Source organism: Janthinobacterium sp. LS2A, from assembly GCF_036543145.1.
Lineage (GTDB): Bacteria > Pseudomonadota > Gammaproteobacteria > Burkholderiales > Burkholderiaceae_D > Janthinobacterium > Janthinobacterium aestuarii.
In genome coordinates, this window is the sequence record NZ_JAZHPB010000015.1 from 21,013 (window position 1) to 34,887 (window position 13,875).

At 56.6% G+C, this 13,875-nt stretch carries 15 protein-coding genes; 9 read left to right on the forward strand and 6 right to left on the reverse strand.

The features are described 5' to 3' along the window. Positions 1–7: 7 nt before the first annotated feature. The 4 genes from V3C40_RS27480 to V3C40_RS27495 are packed head-to-tail and all read left to right on the forward strand — an operon-like array spanning position 8 to position 3,577. Positions 8–1,354, forward strand: a complete 1,347-nt coding sequence (locus V3C40_RS27480) for an integrating conjugative element protein (RefSeq protein WP_082988701.1) — start codon at positions 8–10, stop codon at positions 1,352–1,354. A 7-nt stretch (positions 1,355–1,361) separates the two neighbouring features. Further along, on the forward strand, positions 1,362–1,577 hold the full coding sequence (locus V3C40_RS27485; protein WP_331779056.1) for a hypothetical protein: 216 nt from the start codon (positions 1,362–1,364) through the stop codon (positions 1,575–1,577). A 7-nt stretch (positions 1,578–1,584) separates the two neighbouring features. Next, positions 1,585–1,980 carry a hypothetical protein gene (locus V3C40_RS27490; protein ID WP_331779057.1) on the forward strand — a complete coding sequence of 132 codons (396 nt, stop codon included), beginning with the start codon at positions 1,585–1,587 and terminating at the stop codon, positions 1,978–1,980. A 10-nt stretch (positions 1,981–1,990) separates the two neighbouring features. Further along, positions 1,991–3,577, forward strand: coding sequence for a conjugal transfer protein TraG N-terminal domain-containing protein (locus tag V3C40_RS27495; RefSeq protein ID WP_331779058.1), 1,587 nt, complete (start codon positions 1,991–1,993; stop codon positions 3,575–3,577). 3 nt (positions 3,578–3,580) lie between these two features. On the opposite strand, the gene V3C40_RS27500 is transcribed toward V3C40_RS27495, so the two are convergent. After that, entirely contained in the window at positions 3,581–3,790 is a 210-nt protein-coding gene (locus V3C40_RS27500; RefSeq protein WP_331779059.1) for a hypothetical protein, read from the reverse strand. Between the two features lie 82 nt (positions 3,791–3,872). On the opposite strand from V3C40_RS27500, the gene V3C40_RS27505 reads away from it, so the two are divergent. From V3C40_RS27505 to V3C40_RS27520, 4 genes are read left to right on the forward strand one after another with little or no spacing between them, the layout of a single operon-like run. After that, entirely contained in the window at positions 3,873–4,349 is a 477-nt protein-coding gene (locus V3C40_RS27505; RefSeq protein WP_331779060.1) for a PH domain-containing protein, read from the forward strand. Positions 4,350–4,382: 33 nt separating this feature from the next. Next, positions 4,383–5,132, forward strand: coding sequence for a DsbC family protein (locus V3C40_RS27510; RefSeq protein ID WP_331779061.1), 750 nt, complete (start codon positions 4,383–4,385; stop codon positions 5,130–5,132). 9 nt (positions 5,133–5,141) lie between these two features. Continuing rightward, the gene (locus tag V3C40_RS27515; protein ID WP_331779062.1) at positions 5,142–5,609 is read left to right on the forward strand and encodes a hypothetical protein; all 468 of its coding nucleotides are present in this window, start codon (positions 5,142–5,144) and stop codon (positions 5,607–5,609) included. A 2-nt stretch (positions 5,610–5,611) separates the two neighbouring features. Beyond that, positions 5,612–6,550, forward strand: a complete 939-nt coding sequence (locus V3C40_RS27520) for a DUF3262 family protein (RefSeq protein ID WP_331779063.1) — start codon at positions 5,612–5,614, stop codon at positions 6,548–6,550. Positions 6,551–6,658: 108 nt separating this feature from the next. Here the strand turns inward: V3C40_RS27520 and V3C40_RS27525 are convergent, their stop codons facing one another. From V3C40_RS27525 to V3C40_RS27535, 3 genes are read right to left on the reverse strand one after another with little or no spacing between them, the layout of a single operon-like run. Continuing rightward, a complete protein-coding gene (locus V3C40_RS27525) occupies positions 6,659–7,612 on the reverse strand; it encodes a hypothetical protein (protein WP_331779064.1) in 954 nt (317 codons plus the stop codon). An 11-nt stretch (positions 7,613–7,623) separates the two neighbouring features. After that, complete coding sequence (locus V3C40_RS27530; protein WP_331779065.1) at positions 7,624–10,263, reverse strand: hypothetical protein; 2,640 nt, start codon at positions 10,261–10,263, stop codon at positions 7,624–7,626. Between the two features lie 9 nt (positions 10,264–10,272). Beyond that, on the reverse strand, positions 10,273–10,653 hold the full coding sequence (locus tag V3C40_RS27535; protein ID WP_331779066.1) for a hypothetical protein: 381 nt from the start codon (positions 10,651–10,653) through the stop codon (positions 10,273–10,275). An 808-nt stretch (positions 10,654–11,461) separates the two neighbouring features. Here V3C40_RS27535 and V3C40_RS27540 point away from each other — a divergent pair. Next, positions 11,462–12,028, forward strand: a complete 567-nt coding sequence (locus V3C40_RS27540; protein ID WP_442907320.1) for a competence protein CoiA family protein — start codon at positions 11,462–11,464, stop codon at positions 12,026–12,028. 154 nt (positions 12,029–12,182) lie between these two features. Here the strand turns inward: V3C40_RS27540 and V3C40_RS27545 are convergent, their stop codons facing one another. Next, a complete protein-coding gene (locus V3C40_RS27545) occupies positions 12,183–13,115 on the reverse strand; it encodes an Abi family protein (RefSeq protein WP_331779068.1) in 933 nt (310 codons plus the stop codon). An 86-nt stretch (positions 13,116–13,201) separates the two neighbouring features. Next, positions 13,202–13,834 (reverse strand): hypothetical protein, encoded by a 633-nt coding sequence (locus V3C40_RS27550; protein ID WP_331779069.1) that lies wholly within the window; start codon positions 13,832–13,834, stop codon positions 13,202–13,204. Positions 13,835–13,875: the final 41 nt, after the last annotated feature.

The window sequence follows — 13,875 nt, forward strand, 5'->3', positions numbered from 1 at the left end:
GGAGGCAATGAACTCATTTTGCCAATATCGCATGTTCATCGTGGTGGTTGCTGCATGTGCAGGGTCAACACCTGCGATGGCTCAAACGCAGGATGTACCAAGATCGCAGTCCCAGCTTTATTACCGCATTGGTGGCAGTGCGCCTGCCGGTAAATCGCCGAATCCGAACGCCTTGGCGGTCAAGATGGGATTTGGCCTCAAGCTCAACGCCAACTACACCTGCGGCAAGTTCGACGTCGGACTTAGTTGGGCCAATCTGATGAACGGATTCAGTAGCCTCGGTACCCAAATCACGGGTGCTGTCAAAGCTGGGATCAGCGCCCTTCCGCTGTACCTTCTACAGCGCGCTCAACCGGGCTTGTATGAGCTTTTTCAGACGTATGCCAAAAAGGCCGAGATCAGCGTGAATGCGGCGCTAGACAGCTGCGAACAGATGGAAGCGCAGATCAAGCAGGGGAAGGATCCCTATGCGAAGTGGGTAGGCCTGGCCAAGGGCGAGGGTTGGAGCGGGGAAGCCGGCACGAATGGGGATGTTGTATCTGCGAAAAGCAAAGTCGAAGCGGACAACGGCCGAAAGGGGGTCACTTGGATCGGCAATAAGGTTGCTGGCGGCTTTACGCAACCGGCTATTCGTCCCGTGAACGATATCGTTATCGCTGGCTACAACCTGACGATGATGCAGCCTGTCACCGCCTCCAATACGGCGAACTACTCGACAGGCGGCACGCCACTGGGGAAGGCATTTCCACGCCCGCAGGACGCTGCGGATTTCGCCGTTTCTGTGCTTGGTGACCATTTGATCGCCACGTGCGACGAACCGTCCTGTGCCCAAAAAGGTGTTTTTACGGCAATCGGCCTGCAACCGAAATATGACGCCGAGATCCCGACCGCGCTTAACCAGGTGAAGCTTGCAATCAGTAGCAGTAGCCCAACGTATGCGGCCCTGGCTGCATCTGGCGCGCCTGATGTCTCGATCACAACGGATGTAGTGCGCGCGATTCGTGAGCTTCCGGCCGATATGCAGGCGATTAGTTCCGAACGCATCGCCAAGGAGATAGCACTTGCCCGTACTATCGAAAAGGCACTGGCAGTGCGCGCGGTGCTGATATCGGGAATGAGCCTGCCAGAGGTGCAAAAGCATGAGCCGGCCGTGGCGATTGCGAAGGAGAAGGTTGATCAGTTGACCCAGTTCATCCAGGACCTGTTGTTCGAGAGCCGTGTTCGACGAGAGATGGTCTCGGACACTGCCGGCTCCTTGCTGCAGGCGTATCAGGGACGGCGGGCCATAGCGGCGCCTTTACCGACCCAGCAACCGGCGGATAAAAACATCATGAGCAACGGTCGAGTGAAGTGAGGCTGAGATGTCCGACGATACCCAATTTATTAAATATTCCCGCTCACTGTTGAGGATACCGTCGTCCCGCAGCGTGCCGAGTGCGATGGGAATGCTGCTGCTGACTATGCTGGCCATGGTAGTGCTTGGTGGATTTTGCCTGGTTCTGGTATGGCTAGCAGACGAAGTCTGGACGCTCTTCAAACTCTTCGCCCTCATGAGTAGCGGGCAGGTGAAGTGGTGAGGCTGAAATGTCCGACAAGATTCACTCCATTAAAGCTGCACAGCCCCGGCGGAAAAAATCGTTATTTCGCGGCTTTCTGCGCGCCGCGGGCATGTTGCTTGTGACGATGCTGGCCATGGCCGTGCTGGTTATATTGGCTGTGCTTCTGATGCTGGTATCAGACGAGGCCCGCTCGTTGTTCCAGTTCATAGCTCGTTACCGCATAGCTGCCTACTGTATGCATCTGGTTGTCACGGTATGCCTATGGCTGGCATGGGCAAAGATAGTTGCGTGGTTGGTGAAGCGCAGCTTGGTGCCGGAACCCGTGCGCCAGGCCCTGATCGAACGCAAGGGCAGGTGGTTTGCCGTGCTGGTGACGCTTCAACTCATTTTGCTGGCATCTGCGTTTGGCCAGATTGCGTAGCGGAGGAAATATGGGTGTCGATAGTTACCTTGAGTTGTACACCACGCTCTACGGCTGGTTCTTCAGCGGCGTAATCTGGAGCGTCCTGTCGGCAAGCGGGATCATCTACATTCCGTTTCTGGTGACAATTGTGCAAGTCTGGCGCGAGGGGCACGAGATGGACGACGATGCGCAAGGCACAGCCTGGATGATCAGACGGATGGAAGTCGAATTGTTTTCGGCGATCATCGTGTTTGCATTTTGTCTCGTTCCCTCGTCCATTACATCGCTGTCGAGCATGAAACTGTATTACGCACCCACGGCCACTTCGCTTGAGCCGGCCCCGGCAAAGGCCACGCCCAATGCATCGGACAGCAGCTACGGCCGCCCCGAGGTATTCGGCAATACTGTGCCAGGCATTTCGGCAATTCCTCCGTGGTGGTATACGGTGCTGGGTATCAGTAGCGGTATTAACGCCGCCACGCGCGCCGGAATCCAGGGGGGTATTCGGGATTTCCGCCAGCTGCAGGATCTGGCCCACATCGCCACCGTCCAGGATTCACAACTTCGCTCCGCAGTACAACGTTTTTATAGTGAGTGCTTTGTGCCGGCCAGATCCCGATTCCTGACCGCCGGAACCCCGTCGGCTGTCGCAGCTGCGCAGATCGCGAAGTACGGGCAGGCGGATACCGACTGGATCGGAAGTCACGCGTTTCGTGATGATCCCATGTTGTATGCCGATTTGTATGCAAGAAGCGAAGTGGCCGGCTTCCCATTTAATCCTTCTCGCGATGTGGATGTCAATACGTCCGCAGGCAGCCCGGCTTTGGGACGGCCGAGCTGCAAGGAATGGTGGGAGGCAAGTACTCACGGACTGCGGGACCAGTTGAGTTCGACTATTGGCGGGCTTCAGGGGCTGGGTGCGGCGGTTCGGTCCCTGACGCCTGGTATATCGGAAGAAGATCACAGGGACTGGGAGGCTCGGCTGGCGTACCAGAAGACCGCGCCTACATATGTTGACAGCGAATCGATGACAAACGGCATCGGCGGAGAGGCAGGGGGAATCGGATGGCTTATGCATCTGCCAGCCAACATCGCTGGCGCGGCCGGTACCGGCTGGCAGGCGTTCCAGGCGTCGGCATCGATGAAGCCTTTGATCTATTTCATGACAATTGCGCAACCGCTTATTCTGATGGCAATGTACATTTTTCTGCCCATCATCCTGGTGTTCAGTCGGTACAACCTGGCCGTCATGTTCGTCGGCGCCATCGGCATTTTTTCAGTGAAGTTCTGGACCGTGATGTGGTACGTCGCGCGGTGGATGGATGACAACCTGATCGCTTCGATGTATCCCGGCATGAGCGGCAACGCGTTGCTGGAGTTTGCACTCGACAATCCCACGACTGAAAACACCTACAAGCGTATTGTGCTCAACATGGCACTGATGCTGATGTTCATCGGCTTGCCGATTCTGTTCAGCGGCATGATGGCGTGGATAGGCATCAACGTCGGCCATGGAGTGCAACGGATGCTTGGCGATGCCGTCACTGCCGGACGTGACTCTGGCCGATCAGGAGCCAACATCGGGGCCGGTGCGGCAAAAAGGTTCACAAAATGAATGCTACTTCATTTCGTCCGGGCGTCCTTCCCAGCTATAGCCGTCGTTATCCCACGAGTGACGCCGTTCGCGTGCATCCCTTTGCGGGCGCTCGGCGTTGTCCGCCGCACAGAGCGCCAGTAGCTGGATCAGAATCCTGCCGGTCCAAACCAGCGCGAGCACCAAAGTGCCTGCGAACCAAAATAGTAGTCGAGAAATTTTCTTCGTTTTCATCACGATGCACCTCCCTCGTTCTCAAGCATACATCTTCCGTTGAGGATGTAAACCCGAGGCTGATAACTCACGTGGAGCCAACATGGACGACCAGACCGAACCTGTTGTGATCGAACCACCCTTCGCCAGCGCCGCAGCGATGCAGCCGGAGAGCGCTGCTATCTGGAAAGCAACAGAGGGACAGATTGTCAACGCCAGATGGATCTTCCTTTCGCTGATCGGATTCTGGCTTCTGCTGCCAGTGCTGTGGACGGCATGGCGAATGATTCGGACTGCCTGCCATACCTACTCGCTGACCACGCAACGCCTCAGGGAGCGTTCTGGTGTACTGGAGGTCCAGGTAGATGAACTTGAGTTGTACCGGGTCAAAGACATTGCGGTTCTTCAGCCCCTAGTACAGCGACTCCTGGGACGCGGGCAGATAGTATTACTGACCTCGGACCGATCGACGCCCCGTGTCGTACTCAATGCGATCCCTGCTCCGGCGAAGGTGGCCGATCTGATTCGGGCACATGTGGAGCAGTGCCGGGTGCAAAAAGGCGTGAGAGAAATTGACTGATACAGATCAAAAGATCACCACATTGGAGGTTCTATGCTGCGATCATTTATTCCGTTTCTCGTACTTGGCTTAGGCTTGCTACACGGTCCGGCGGGTGCCGAATCGAATAGTTCGGTGCTACCGGACACGGGTTCTATTAAGGATGCGATTGAGCGGCGCACGGACATGGGCGTTGTGATAGATAGAATCACTCCGACACCTGTCGCTGGACTGTATGAAGTGGTCGCCGGTTCGGATATTTTTTATACCGATGCCCAAGGACGCTACGTCATTTTGGACGGCCGGTTATTGGACCTGACAACTAAGGAAGATCTCACCCAAAAGAAGATCGATGCACTGAGTAGCGTCGATTTCCGCGCCCTGCCCTTCCACCTTGCGCTGAAGCGGACTCAAGGATCGGGCAAACGCGCCATCGCAATCTTCGAGGACCCGACATGTCCTGCTTGCAAGGTGGTGCACAAATTCCTTGCACAGCTACCGGATTTGACAGTGTACACATTCCCGCTGCCGATCGCCTCCCCAGGGGCATTGCCGCTTGTGCGATCGATATGGTGCCAGGCTGACCGCTCCAAGGCCTGGGAGGCCGCGATGGCCGGTCGACATCCACCAGTGGACGACGCATGCGATGCGTCGGCGCTTGACGAAGTGATTGAGCTTGCCGCTCGGCTCAAGATTGCTGGCACACCGACTATTGTCTTGTCCGACGGGCGTCGGATTGTCGGCGCGTTGCCACCTGGCCAGCTGGTGGAGATGATCGATCAACTAGGGGCGGCGGCGCGCTAATCGGAGGGCATGATGAGATTGAAAATTCGCTTGCTGCTCGGCGTGCCCTTTACGGTGTGCGCACTGAACAGCTTTGCCAGGCCACTGGATGCCACCGGGACCTGTCCCTCTGGGGGTGCGCTGTTGAGGGCCGAGATGCATGTCGATCCGCGATTGACGGCCGAGATCCTGCGCCGCGCGGCGCAGCTGCCTCCTTGGCTTTCGAGCGTTGACCGGTCAAAGAGCACTACTCGCCTGTTCAGGACCGCGAACTCCGACGTTTTTGTGCTCACCCTTTGCAACCCGAGGAACTGCGAGGCGGAGCGGGCCTACATCGGCTTCGCGCCACGCTCGGTTGGCTGGGGCGCGAGCCTCTATCTGGAGAGGGGAGTAGTCGAGTTGGGGCGCCCGGTCATTCCTGGTGCAGCGCAGGAGATTATGCCGGACGACGTCGCACCGGCCGTTATTTGTGCTCAGAACTTGGATTGGGGGAATTGATCATGCGACTCCTATTGTGGCCAAGTTTCAACCTTAGTCGGAAAACCTGGCGCTCCGGCGTTGTAAGCTGGCTGATATTCGGAATGATCGGCTTGGCCGTGGCCGCGACCGGCTTCGCTGACTTTCTAAAAGCAATTGCTCAACGCGAATCCAGCCTGAACCCCGGTATTGTCAATAGCCAAGGTTATGCGGGTCTATTCCAAATGGGCACTCTGGCGATGACGGATGCTGGCTACTATCGATCTAACGGTAGCGCGGTCAACAGCTGGGGCGGGACATTCACTGGCAAGAACGGCGTGACGTCGCTGAACACTTTTCTGGCCAATCCTGACCTACAGGTCAAGGCAATCACCGCTTACTATGGAAAGCTACAGGGTTACATCGATTACTACGGTTTGTCCCAATACGTTGGACGAACGCTTAATGGTACCCAGATTACAGCTTCGGGCTTGATCGCAGGGGCCCACCTGGTGGGAATCGGCTCGCTCAAGCACTATCTCGACAGTGGTGGTTCCGTTATTCCCCGGGACGGCAACAATGTGCCCGTGACACAATACATTGCACAGTTGGGTGGCTATGCGATTGCTGCGGTGGCGCCGACGTTTGCGGAGGTACTCGCTGCGAGCCCCACCGGCGGTGCTGGTTCTACTCCACTTCCGACGACGCCAGGAGGAGGATCGCCGTCGTCACCGATATTTCCAACAGCGCCCTCCTTCTCAAACCCTGATGCAGCGTTCGCTGCTGGGAGCGGATATTCCATGGCTGAATTTGCTGAATTATTCAGGCTGTTATTCGGAGCCGTACTCTTTCTATGGGTAGCTTACACGTTTGTCGGTGCGTATCGCGGGTATGCGTCAGGAAAGCGCTCCCCCATTTATGTCGGCAAAACACAGGTTAGAGTTGTCATTGTGCTACTCGTTCTTTTGGTACTGTTGCGGTGACGGTCGCTAGTCGTCGTTTAAAGAGCTATGGGAATCCCAGATCCGAAGACCGTGACCCGCAATGATGATGGCATGAATCATGTGATGATCTAATGGACTGTTTTCATCTCACGGCAAGGTTCCCGGCGCGTCCAGTGCTAGCGGTATCAACTTTTTCATCTGTTCCTCTGCCACATAACCGACTGCCAGACCGAGCGTCATCGCGCCCACGCCGCACATGAGAAAACCCCAACCGCCGCTGATTACGGTTAAACCGAGGCACAAGGCCAGTGATTTGGCGGATACGATGCGGTCGAGTGCCATACCCAGGGCCTTGGCGGACATCTCTATCGCGGCCTTTTTCTGCTCCTGCTCCGTTTTTGCGGTGAGCATGTGGCCCACCGCCGGCGCAAGCTCCACCGCCACTAATATCTTGTCCGCCTTATTCAATATGTGAGCCAGTTTGCTGTCGATGATGACGGGCGCTTCCATGCTGTAGTCGATTGCATTGTTGATGCGCTTTAGGCTTTGTCGTTCCTGGTTGCGCAAGGGCCGGCCCGACAGTCCGCTCATGGCGTCCACATCTGCGCTCAAGCGTTCGGTGGCGGTGATCGAGTCAAACCCCTGGCTGGCGTCCACGGTGCGATAGAAGCTGATGGCAGGTACCACGTCCTTGAGTGCTCCTTCCAGCGCGCGGCGCGCCTCCAGCACCTTGGCCGCGTGCGCCGCCGTGTACTTGCCAGTCTTGGAAAAATCGGTGGCTACCTCTTGCGTCACTTTGGAAAACTTGGCCACCATACTTTTTATTTGCATAATATACAATTCACCAGCGCCACTGGCCTTGCCCAGCCCGAGCAACAGGTCGCTCGTGGTGGGACCACCCGAATTGGCAACGCGCGCGTTCATTTCGGCGTACAACTCCTTGGCGCTGCGCTGGTTGTCAGTGGGCAGGCAGATGTCGTAGCGCTCTCCGGCTTTGGCGGGCACCACCAGCACCTGCGCCGGATCACCGGCCGCTCGCAGGCTGGCCCGCAGCGCCGGCGCGGCGGGGTAGGTCAAGCGTGGATCATTTTTGGCGGCCATGGCGGTTCGTGTCAGATGAGGAAGGTTAGCTCTTGCTTGAGTTCCTTGTGGACGATGCGCGCTATATCGACCGCGCTTTGGTCGAGCCAGGTCTGGTCGGTGGCGAAGGCGATGCGCTGCACCAAGTCGCCCGACGTGATCGGGAAGTCGGTGACGAATGCATCGGCTATGTATAAGCTCCACTCGCCCAGCAGCGGCGTTTTTTCGAAGGTTAGCACCAGGCTGCGCAAGCTTTGCGACTGGCCGCTAACGACATTGCCAGGGTCGACCCGGTACAGGCGGTGCGCAAGCGCTTCGCTGTAGGCTGCTCGTGCATGAATGTCGCGCACCTCGGCATGGACGCGCTCTAGTTCGAGTTGCCGCATGCTTTCCGAGTAAGGTTCGGTTCCCGGCCGGACCCCAACGAAGGCGTCCAGATATAGCCCTGGCGAACCGACCACCAGGGTTTGGGACTCGCCGGCCGCCTGACCCGGCGGCATCACTGGCGAGCCCATGTACTGAATAGCATTGAGTGCACGTGTGAGCGCAACGATCTGCTGGGCCGCCGGAGCGTGCGGGTCGACGCCGGAAAAGTCGATGTCGACGCTCTCCGAGGAATCGCTCGTACCGACATTGTATTCCTGCAAGGTCCGAGTCAGCGCGGCAACCACCAGCTTTTGATACGCTTCGCGCGCTGCGGCATCGAGGGCGTCCGCGCTCGCGCCGGGAAGCAAGGAATCATTTGGCCGGATCGGAAAGCCAGCCAGATCCATCCGGCTTAGTACCTCGGGCAACTGGTGTAATGGGTAGATCTCCGGCAGCACAATACCGGTGCCGGCGATGATTTCCCGCCCCGACAGCAAAGTGAAGGTCATGCCTTCGAGGCGCAGCGACAGCTTATAAATGTTGTATAGCTGAAAGAATAGCAGATTGAGCGTGCGGCCATCGTTGATGTTGCGGATGGTGATCTTGGTGCTCTGGCGCGTCGTCGCGCTGGTCTTGAGCGACGATTCAGTTTTGACCTCCTGGCGTGTTTGGCGCGTGACCGCGCGCGAGGCCTTATTGGCGACCTTTTGGAGGTCGCGCGCAAACTGACGGGTGGTCTCTGTCGACGAGCTCCCGCCTTCGGCCGAGCCGCTTACCGGGCCATAGCTACCACCCACTTTGGCACTCATGCTCTGGGTTGTGGTGCGCTCGTTCGACACGCTCGCCTCGCGTTCCATTTCGGTCGAGAGATCGATCCGGTCCGATTCGTTCAGGTCACTGATGGAGGTGGCAGTGCGGCGTGTTTCCTGTTCGGCCAGGGTCGATTTTTCGATGCTGATTTCACGCTCTTCGCCTGGAGCCAAATTGATGGACTCGACCAGCTCGCCCACCTCTACCGAGTGAAAGTGGGTGGAAAAGAGCAAGTCTTCCTCGATATACAAGCGCGGCAGATATATCGGCTGGGTGCCGCGCCGCGGCCGCTGGATTACCAGATAGCGTGCTAGTACCTCGCCGCTCACCAGCCCCTGCTCGTACACGGGAATCATGACGGCGCAGCGATTCCCGAAATCGACATCGAGTTCGCAACGCTGCACGATTTGCTCGATCGGCTCGCCCTGTTGCGTCAGGTATTTTTCACCTAGACGCACGAAGCGAAACACCGTGAATCCCGCGACCGCCAGTTCGCGCTCTTTCTCGACCCACGGATCGAAGTCGGGAATGATCTTGCGATATTGGGAAATCTGTTGCACGTGCTGGACTTCGTACGGAATCTGCAACACCCAACTGGAGCTGGAAAACCAGTCGTCGTTGCGTACCAACATGCGGCGGTATTGCACGGTTTGCCAACGAAATAGGGTTAGATAGGGCTGGTAGATCTCGCCAGCATTGAGTTCAAACTTGGTACCGTCGGGCAGTGCAATGCTTTCCTTTTCCAACGTAAGGTAGTAGCCCAGGTCGCGCGCGCGGTCGCGCAAGCGCTCGAGCTTGAGGCCGATGTCTGTCTCGAGCGATTTCATCGTCAGATAAGAGGCAGTCAGCGCATCGATGTCTGCGGCCGAAAGGAACGCGTCCAATTCGCGCGCCGCGATCTTGTCTGCACTGGCTGACAGCGACGCACCCAGGCTGCGCAAGGAAACGAGTTCGCGGTATTGGCGATAAATGATTGCTGGTGCTAAGTCGACGCTGGACATTTCGGTGTACAGGTCATCGCGGCTGCTGACGCGGGCCACATTGGCCCAGAACTCCGTATATTGGGCCATGGTGGTTACGGCGGGCGGCAAGGGTGGCAGCTGCACCGTGTTGTTGGGCGCAAGCACTACCGTATATCGGCGCTGCGACTTGGGCACGCCGAAAATGACGAGTGGTGGGTCGACCGACAAGGTGAAAATGCCGATGCGCTGGACATCGGCATCGGTCTTTAATCCGTCCGGATAACCCCACAACCGTTCCAGTTCGGCACGCAGGTACTCAATACCGGTGCCTACCAGATAGGGCGTGCTGGGCGAGGCGCTGGCGATTACTTGGTCCCAGTCGATCATAATCTGGCGGCTACGAGAAAAACTGATTCGCTCGAGTTCGCGTTGCCGATCGATCGGCTTTAGTTCGCTTTGCCTGAGCAGGTCCTCGGAAGGAGTGCTGCTGATCAGGGTGGTCTGCTGCGCACGGTTTGAAAATTGCAGTGTCATGACGCACTCCTATTCGACGGTGAATTCGCAGACCTGCCAGCTGGAGGCGACTACGACTTGCTGGTTTTCATGCATGACCGCACGCAACTTGATCACGATGGTGGTATCGGCAAGTACCACGCTGTGTTCGTATACCCAATTGATGGTATGCATGGTTTGGCCCGGCGTGGCCTCAAGCGACTCTCTGTGTGCCGCCAGTTCTGTGCCAGGTCGTTCAATCGTGAGTGTAATGTCGAGTGCCACTGGCGCGGGGTTGTCGTTAGTGAGGTACAAGGTGGCGGTGGTGTTAAAGCGATGAACCTTGCCCACGTTGACGAAAGAAGGTGGGCAAGTGCTGATCAGGTTGGCGCGAGCGGTGATGGCGGACGGTACCAGGAGGCGATTGATCATGGCATTCCTTGGTAGATGACTCTTGCTATGGAGGGAACAGACAGGCGTTTGATCGTGATAGATACTACGCTCGGTTAGTACCTGCAGACTGGCATTTTGAGGACACCTTGCGCTGGGTCAGGGTCACATGCGATTGGCATTTCGTGTCATATCGGCATCGGGGGCCGCTGCGACAGCTGCTCGCCTGCCACACCAGCCGGTAAACTTGGCGTTGGTGAGCGACAATTTGCACCTCAACCTCATTAAACATGTCCTTGGTGAGGGCCGGCACGGCGTGCAGCTTGAGCACGTTCAGGAATGCAGGCATGTGCCACCGGTAATTCGACTATATCGTCATACCGAGTGCGGCCAATTGCGCCGCCGCATGGTTGCGCTCTCCTTCGGTTAGTGTCGGTTCGGTCGACAACGCCGCTAGTGCCGCGATTTGTGGTCGAGCTAGGCTAGACCCGTCGTTCCCATCGGCCACCATCACCGTTGCCACCACGGGATCGAGCGGCGCCGACCTGGCCAGCGCCGCTCGGATATCAGCCACCAGCTTGTCAATTTGTTGTTCTATTTCAGTTCTCCCTATGGCTCGGTAAGATCGCGCCTGCCCCACTATTCTGGCATCACGACAAACCGGCAATTGCTTGGGCAAGCTAAAATTGCTTTTCCGCACACGCCGTGAGAGATTGATATGACGCACTCTGCTTGGACCCGTGCAAGACAGCCAGTGAACGCAGCTGATTACGCCAGTAGCGACTGGGAAGCGTTGAAGCTATGTACGCAGTTGGGCGACTTCATACTGCCATGTTGCGAGGCGCCGGCCGTGCTCAAGACGAGCATCAGGGGAGTGCCGTTCTTCGCCCATCTCACGGATGAATGCGCCACAGCGCCGGAAACGAAATGGCACAAGGCCGGCAAAACGACCGTATTGGCCGCATTGCGGGGCTTGGGCATCGAGGGGTGGGATGAGGCGCCAGGACAAACGGCGGCCGGCGACAAGTGGAAAGCTGATGTGCTGTTTTCGCACAACGGGCGCACCATCGCCATAGAGCTGCAGCGATCCTATCAACATCTTCGCGACTTCACACGGCGCCAGGAGCGATACAAGGCATCAGGCGTGGAGTGTTATTGGCTGGTCCGCCTAGAGACATTTCGCACCCTCGTAAAGGCAACAGGCCCCTTGCTGCTAAAGCGCGATTACGGAAATAAATGGCCGGAGGAGGGCATTGGGACTGGCTCGCTTCCGGAGCTACCGGTTGCAATGTTGGACACCGATAGCGAGGGCCATGTCGATTTTGGCGGTATGCAGTCGGCGACAGTGCCGGCGTGGCTAGATGGCATCTTGAACGGCTCGTATCAGTACCGCCAAGGTTCCTGGAACCTCAACTGATGACCAGCTCTGGCAAAGATCGGAAGCATAAAATGAAAAAGGCGCTTGCGCGCCTTTTAGCTAAGGATGTTTCGCTTCCATGAGAGGCGTTCCCAGCGTTGTCATTGACAATGCTACACGCATTATCACGACTTGTCAAACAACTGTTTCGTTCTCAAGCCCACGCCGGCCGAGTGTGCCAGTTATCTGGAAAGCCTAGGTGAATACGTGGATTCACGTGGGTACAAGATGCCAACAACGCAAGTAAGCATTCCCGCCACCAGCCGTTCAGGCCTAGCTCCCGCATCAGGAGTTGTATCACGACAGCCCGACAGTAAAAGCTTGTCGGAGCTGCGAATTCCGCATTATAGGCTTTATGTGCCTCTGGTGGGAGCACTGTTATGGGGTTGTTCCATACCCGGTCTTGATGGGCACATATGTTCCGCAAATGATTCAGGCTGTGGAACCAGGAAACCAGCAAATGCTCCGGATACGACCAAATGTAACGGCCGACGATCTTGCGCCGATCTATTCGTAAAGCCGCGAAAAAATGTGACAACGCGCCGAAGGTCAGCTTTTCGCACACCAGCCAGATCGGTGGCAGTACGGGAGAGTCGTAGTGATCGTAATAGTGCGTTAGTGCCAGCCCTTTACTCACACCTGCATCCTTGATAATTTTTCCCATAACGTTATGAAATTTGATGTCATCGTTAAAATGGGATGGATCGAGATACCAGTGCGGGCTATGTTGTTCGGCAAGAGGGTTGATGATCGCCGTGCGCAAAGCCACTTCCAACTTTTCAATCGCATTGAACGTCAGCAGCCGGATTTCCCGGTCGAAATTGTAGAGCGCGACGATAGCGCTGAATTTCGACCGTGGGAAAAAATTCCTGGGCGCCGCTTTACACTGGAAGTGCCGCATGTATATCAGCAGCCGATAATAGCCGATGGTTTTCATGGCGTTTTCGGCATTGATCCTGTTGTCGATTATTAACCCTCTATTCCACAGCCGGTGCAGCGTCTTCTGGTACGGTTCGGCGATTTTAGAATAGGTGACTTTGGTCGCCTTAGTCGCCGCAGCTTTAGCCCTCGGTTTTTTCGATGCCACTTTGTGCTTTCTGTAAGTTCTATCTGCTCGGCAGCGGCGGCCGACGTTGGGGATCAGTTCGGTGTCTCAGCTTGAAGGCTGGCGTATTAATCTCGCTCTTCTTTGATTGGGCCATACATGCCTGTATTAATCAGAGCCTCCCAAATTTTCTTCAGCGCCAGACCTGTGTCTTGGCTAACAAAAAGGGAAGATCGGCTGCCTTGAGGCATACCGAGGAAATAGGGTCGCATCGATTTCCACGTTTCAGCCACTTCCGCCCAGCGCCACATTGGGAGTTCCTTTTCGAGGAGCAGAGGCAAAGCTAGGGACAGAGGGATCATTCCATTAGCTTCCAAGGGCCTTTCCCAGTGACAGCGAACCAGAATTGGAGTTGCATCGGGATGATAGAGCCTGAAATTGAGCCGTTCCGCTGTGATAAACCCGCCTGTTTGTTGTTGGCATTTCAACACTGAATCTAGGACGGCCTGGCCGTCACCGTACGGGCAAGTGATGAATCCATTAGCGAAGTATCGTGTGTGGTCGAGTCCCTTGTAGCCGCAATCCTCACCGGGTGTGGTGATGGGATGGCGGCTGTCATGGTTGCGGACGAGTGGGTGCCAACTCGGGTAAGCATCAACGACAGGTCCGCACTCTTGCAAAATTTTTAGCAGATCGCTCTTGCTTCCATCTCTCTCCGAATCCTCGAATCCTTTAGCCCGCGGCAAGAAATAGTTCAGCACTCCTTCCAATCCTGCGCGTGCAGCTTCGTCTGCCCTGAAAG

Coding starts and splice junctions, on each gene's coding strand:
- V3C40_RS27480 (WP_082988701.1), top strand. CDS start 8: ATGAACTCATTTTGCCAATATCGCATGTTCATCGTGGTGGTTGCTGCA.
- V3C40_RS27485 (WP_331779056.1), top strand. CDS start 1,362: ATGTCCGACGATACCCAATTTATTAAATATTCCCGCTCACTGTTGAGG.
- V3C40_RS27490 (WP_331779057.1), top strand. CDS start 1,585: ATGTCCGACAAGATTCACTCCATTAAAGCTGCACAGCCCCGGCGGAAA.
- V3C40_RS27495 (WP_331779058.1), top strand. CDS start 1,991: ATGGGTGTCGATAGTTACCTTGAGTTGTACACCACGCTCTACGGCTGG.
- V3C40_RS27500 (WP_331779059.1), bottom strand. CDS start 3,790: ATGAAAACGAAGAAAATTTCTCGACTACTATTTTGGTTCGCAGGCACT.
- V3C40_RS27505 (WP_331779060.1), top strand. CDS start 3,873: ATGGACGACCAGACCGAACCTGTTGTGATCGAACCACCCTTCGCCAGC.
- V3C40_RS27510 (WP_331779061.1), top strand. CDS start 4,383: ATGCTGCGATCATTTATTCCGTTTCTCGTACTTGGCTTAGGCTTGCTA.
- V3C40_RS27515 (WP_331779062.1), top strand. CDS start 5,142: ATGATGAGATTGAAAATTCGCTTGCTGCTCGGCGTGCCCTTTACGGTG.
- V3C40_RS27520 (WP_331779063.1), top strand. CDS start 5,612: ATGCGACTCCTATTGTGGCCAAGTTTCAACCTTAGTCGGAAAACCTGG.
- V3C40_RS27525 (WP_331779064.1), bottom strand. CDS start 7,612: ATGGCCGCCAAAAATGATCCACGCTTGACCTACCCCGCCGCGCCGGCG.
- V3C40_RS27530 (WP_331779065.1), bottom strand. CDS start 10,263: ATGACACTGCAATTTTCAAACCGTGCGCAGCAGACCACCCTGATCAGC.
- V3C40_RS27535 (WP_331779066.1), bottom strand. CDS start 10,653: ATGATCAATCGCCTCCTGGTACCGTCCGCCATCACCGCTCGCGCCAAC.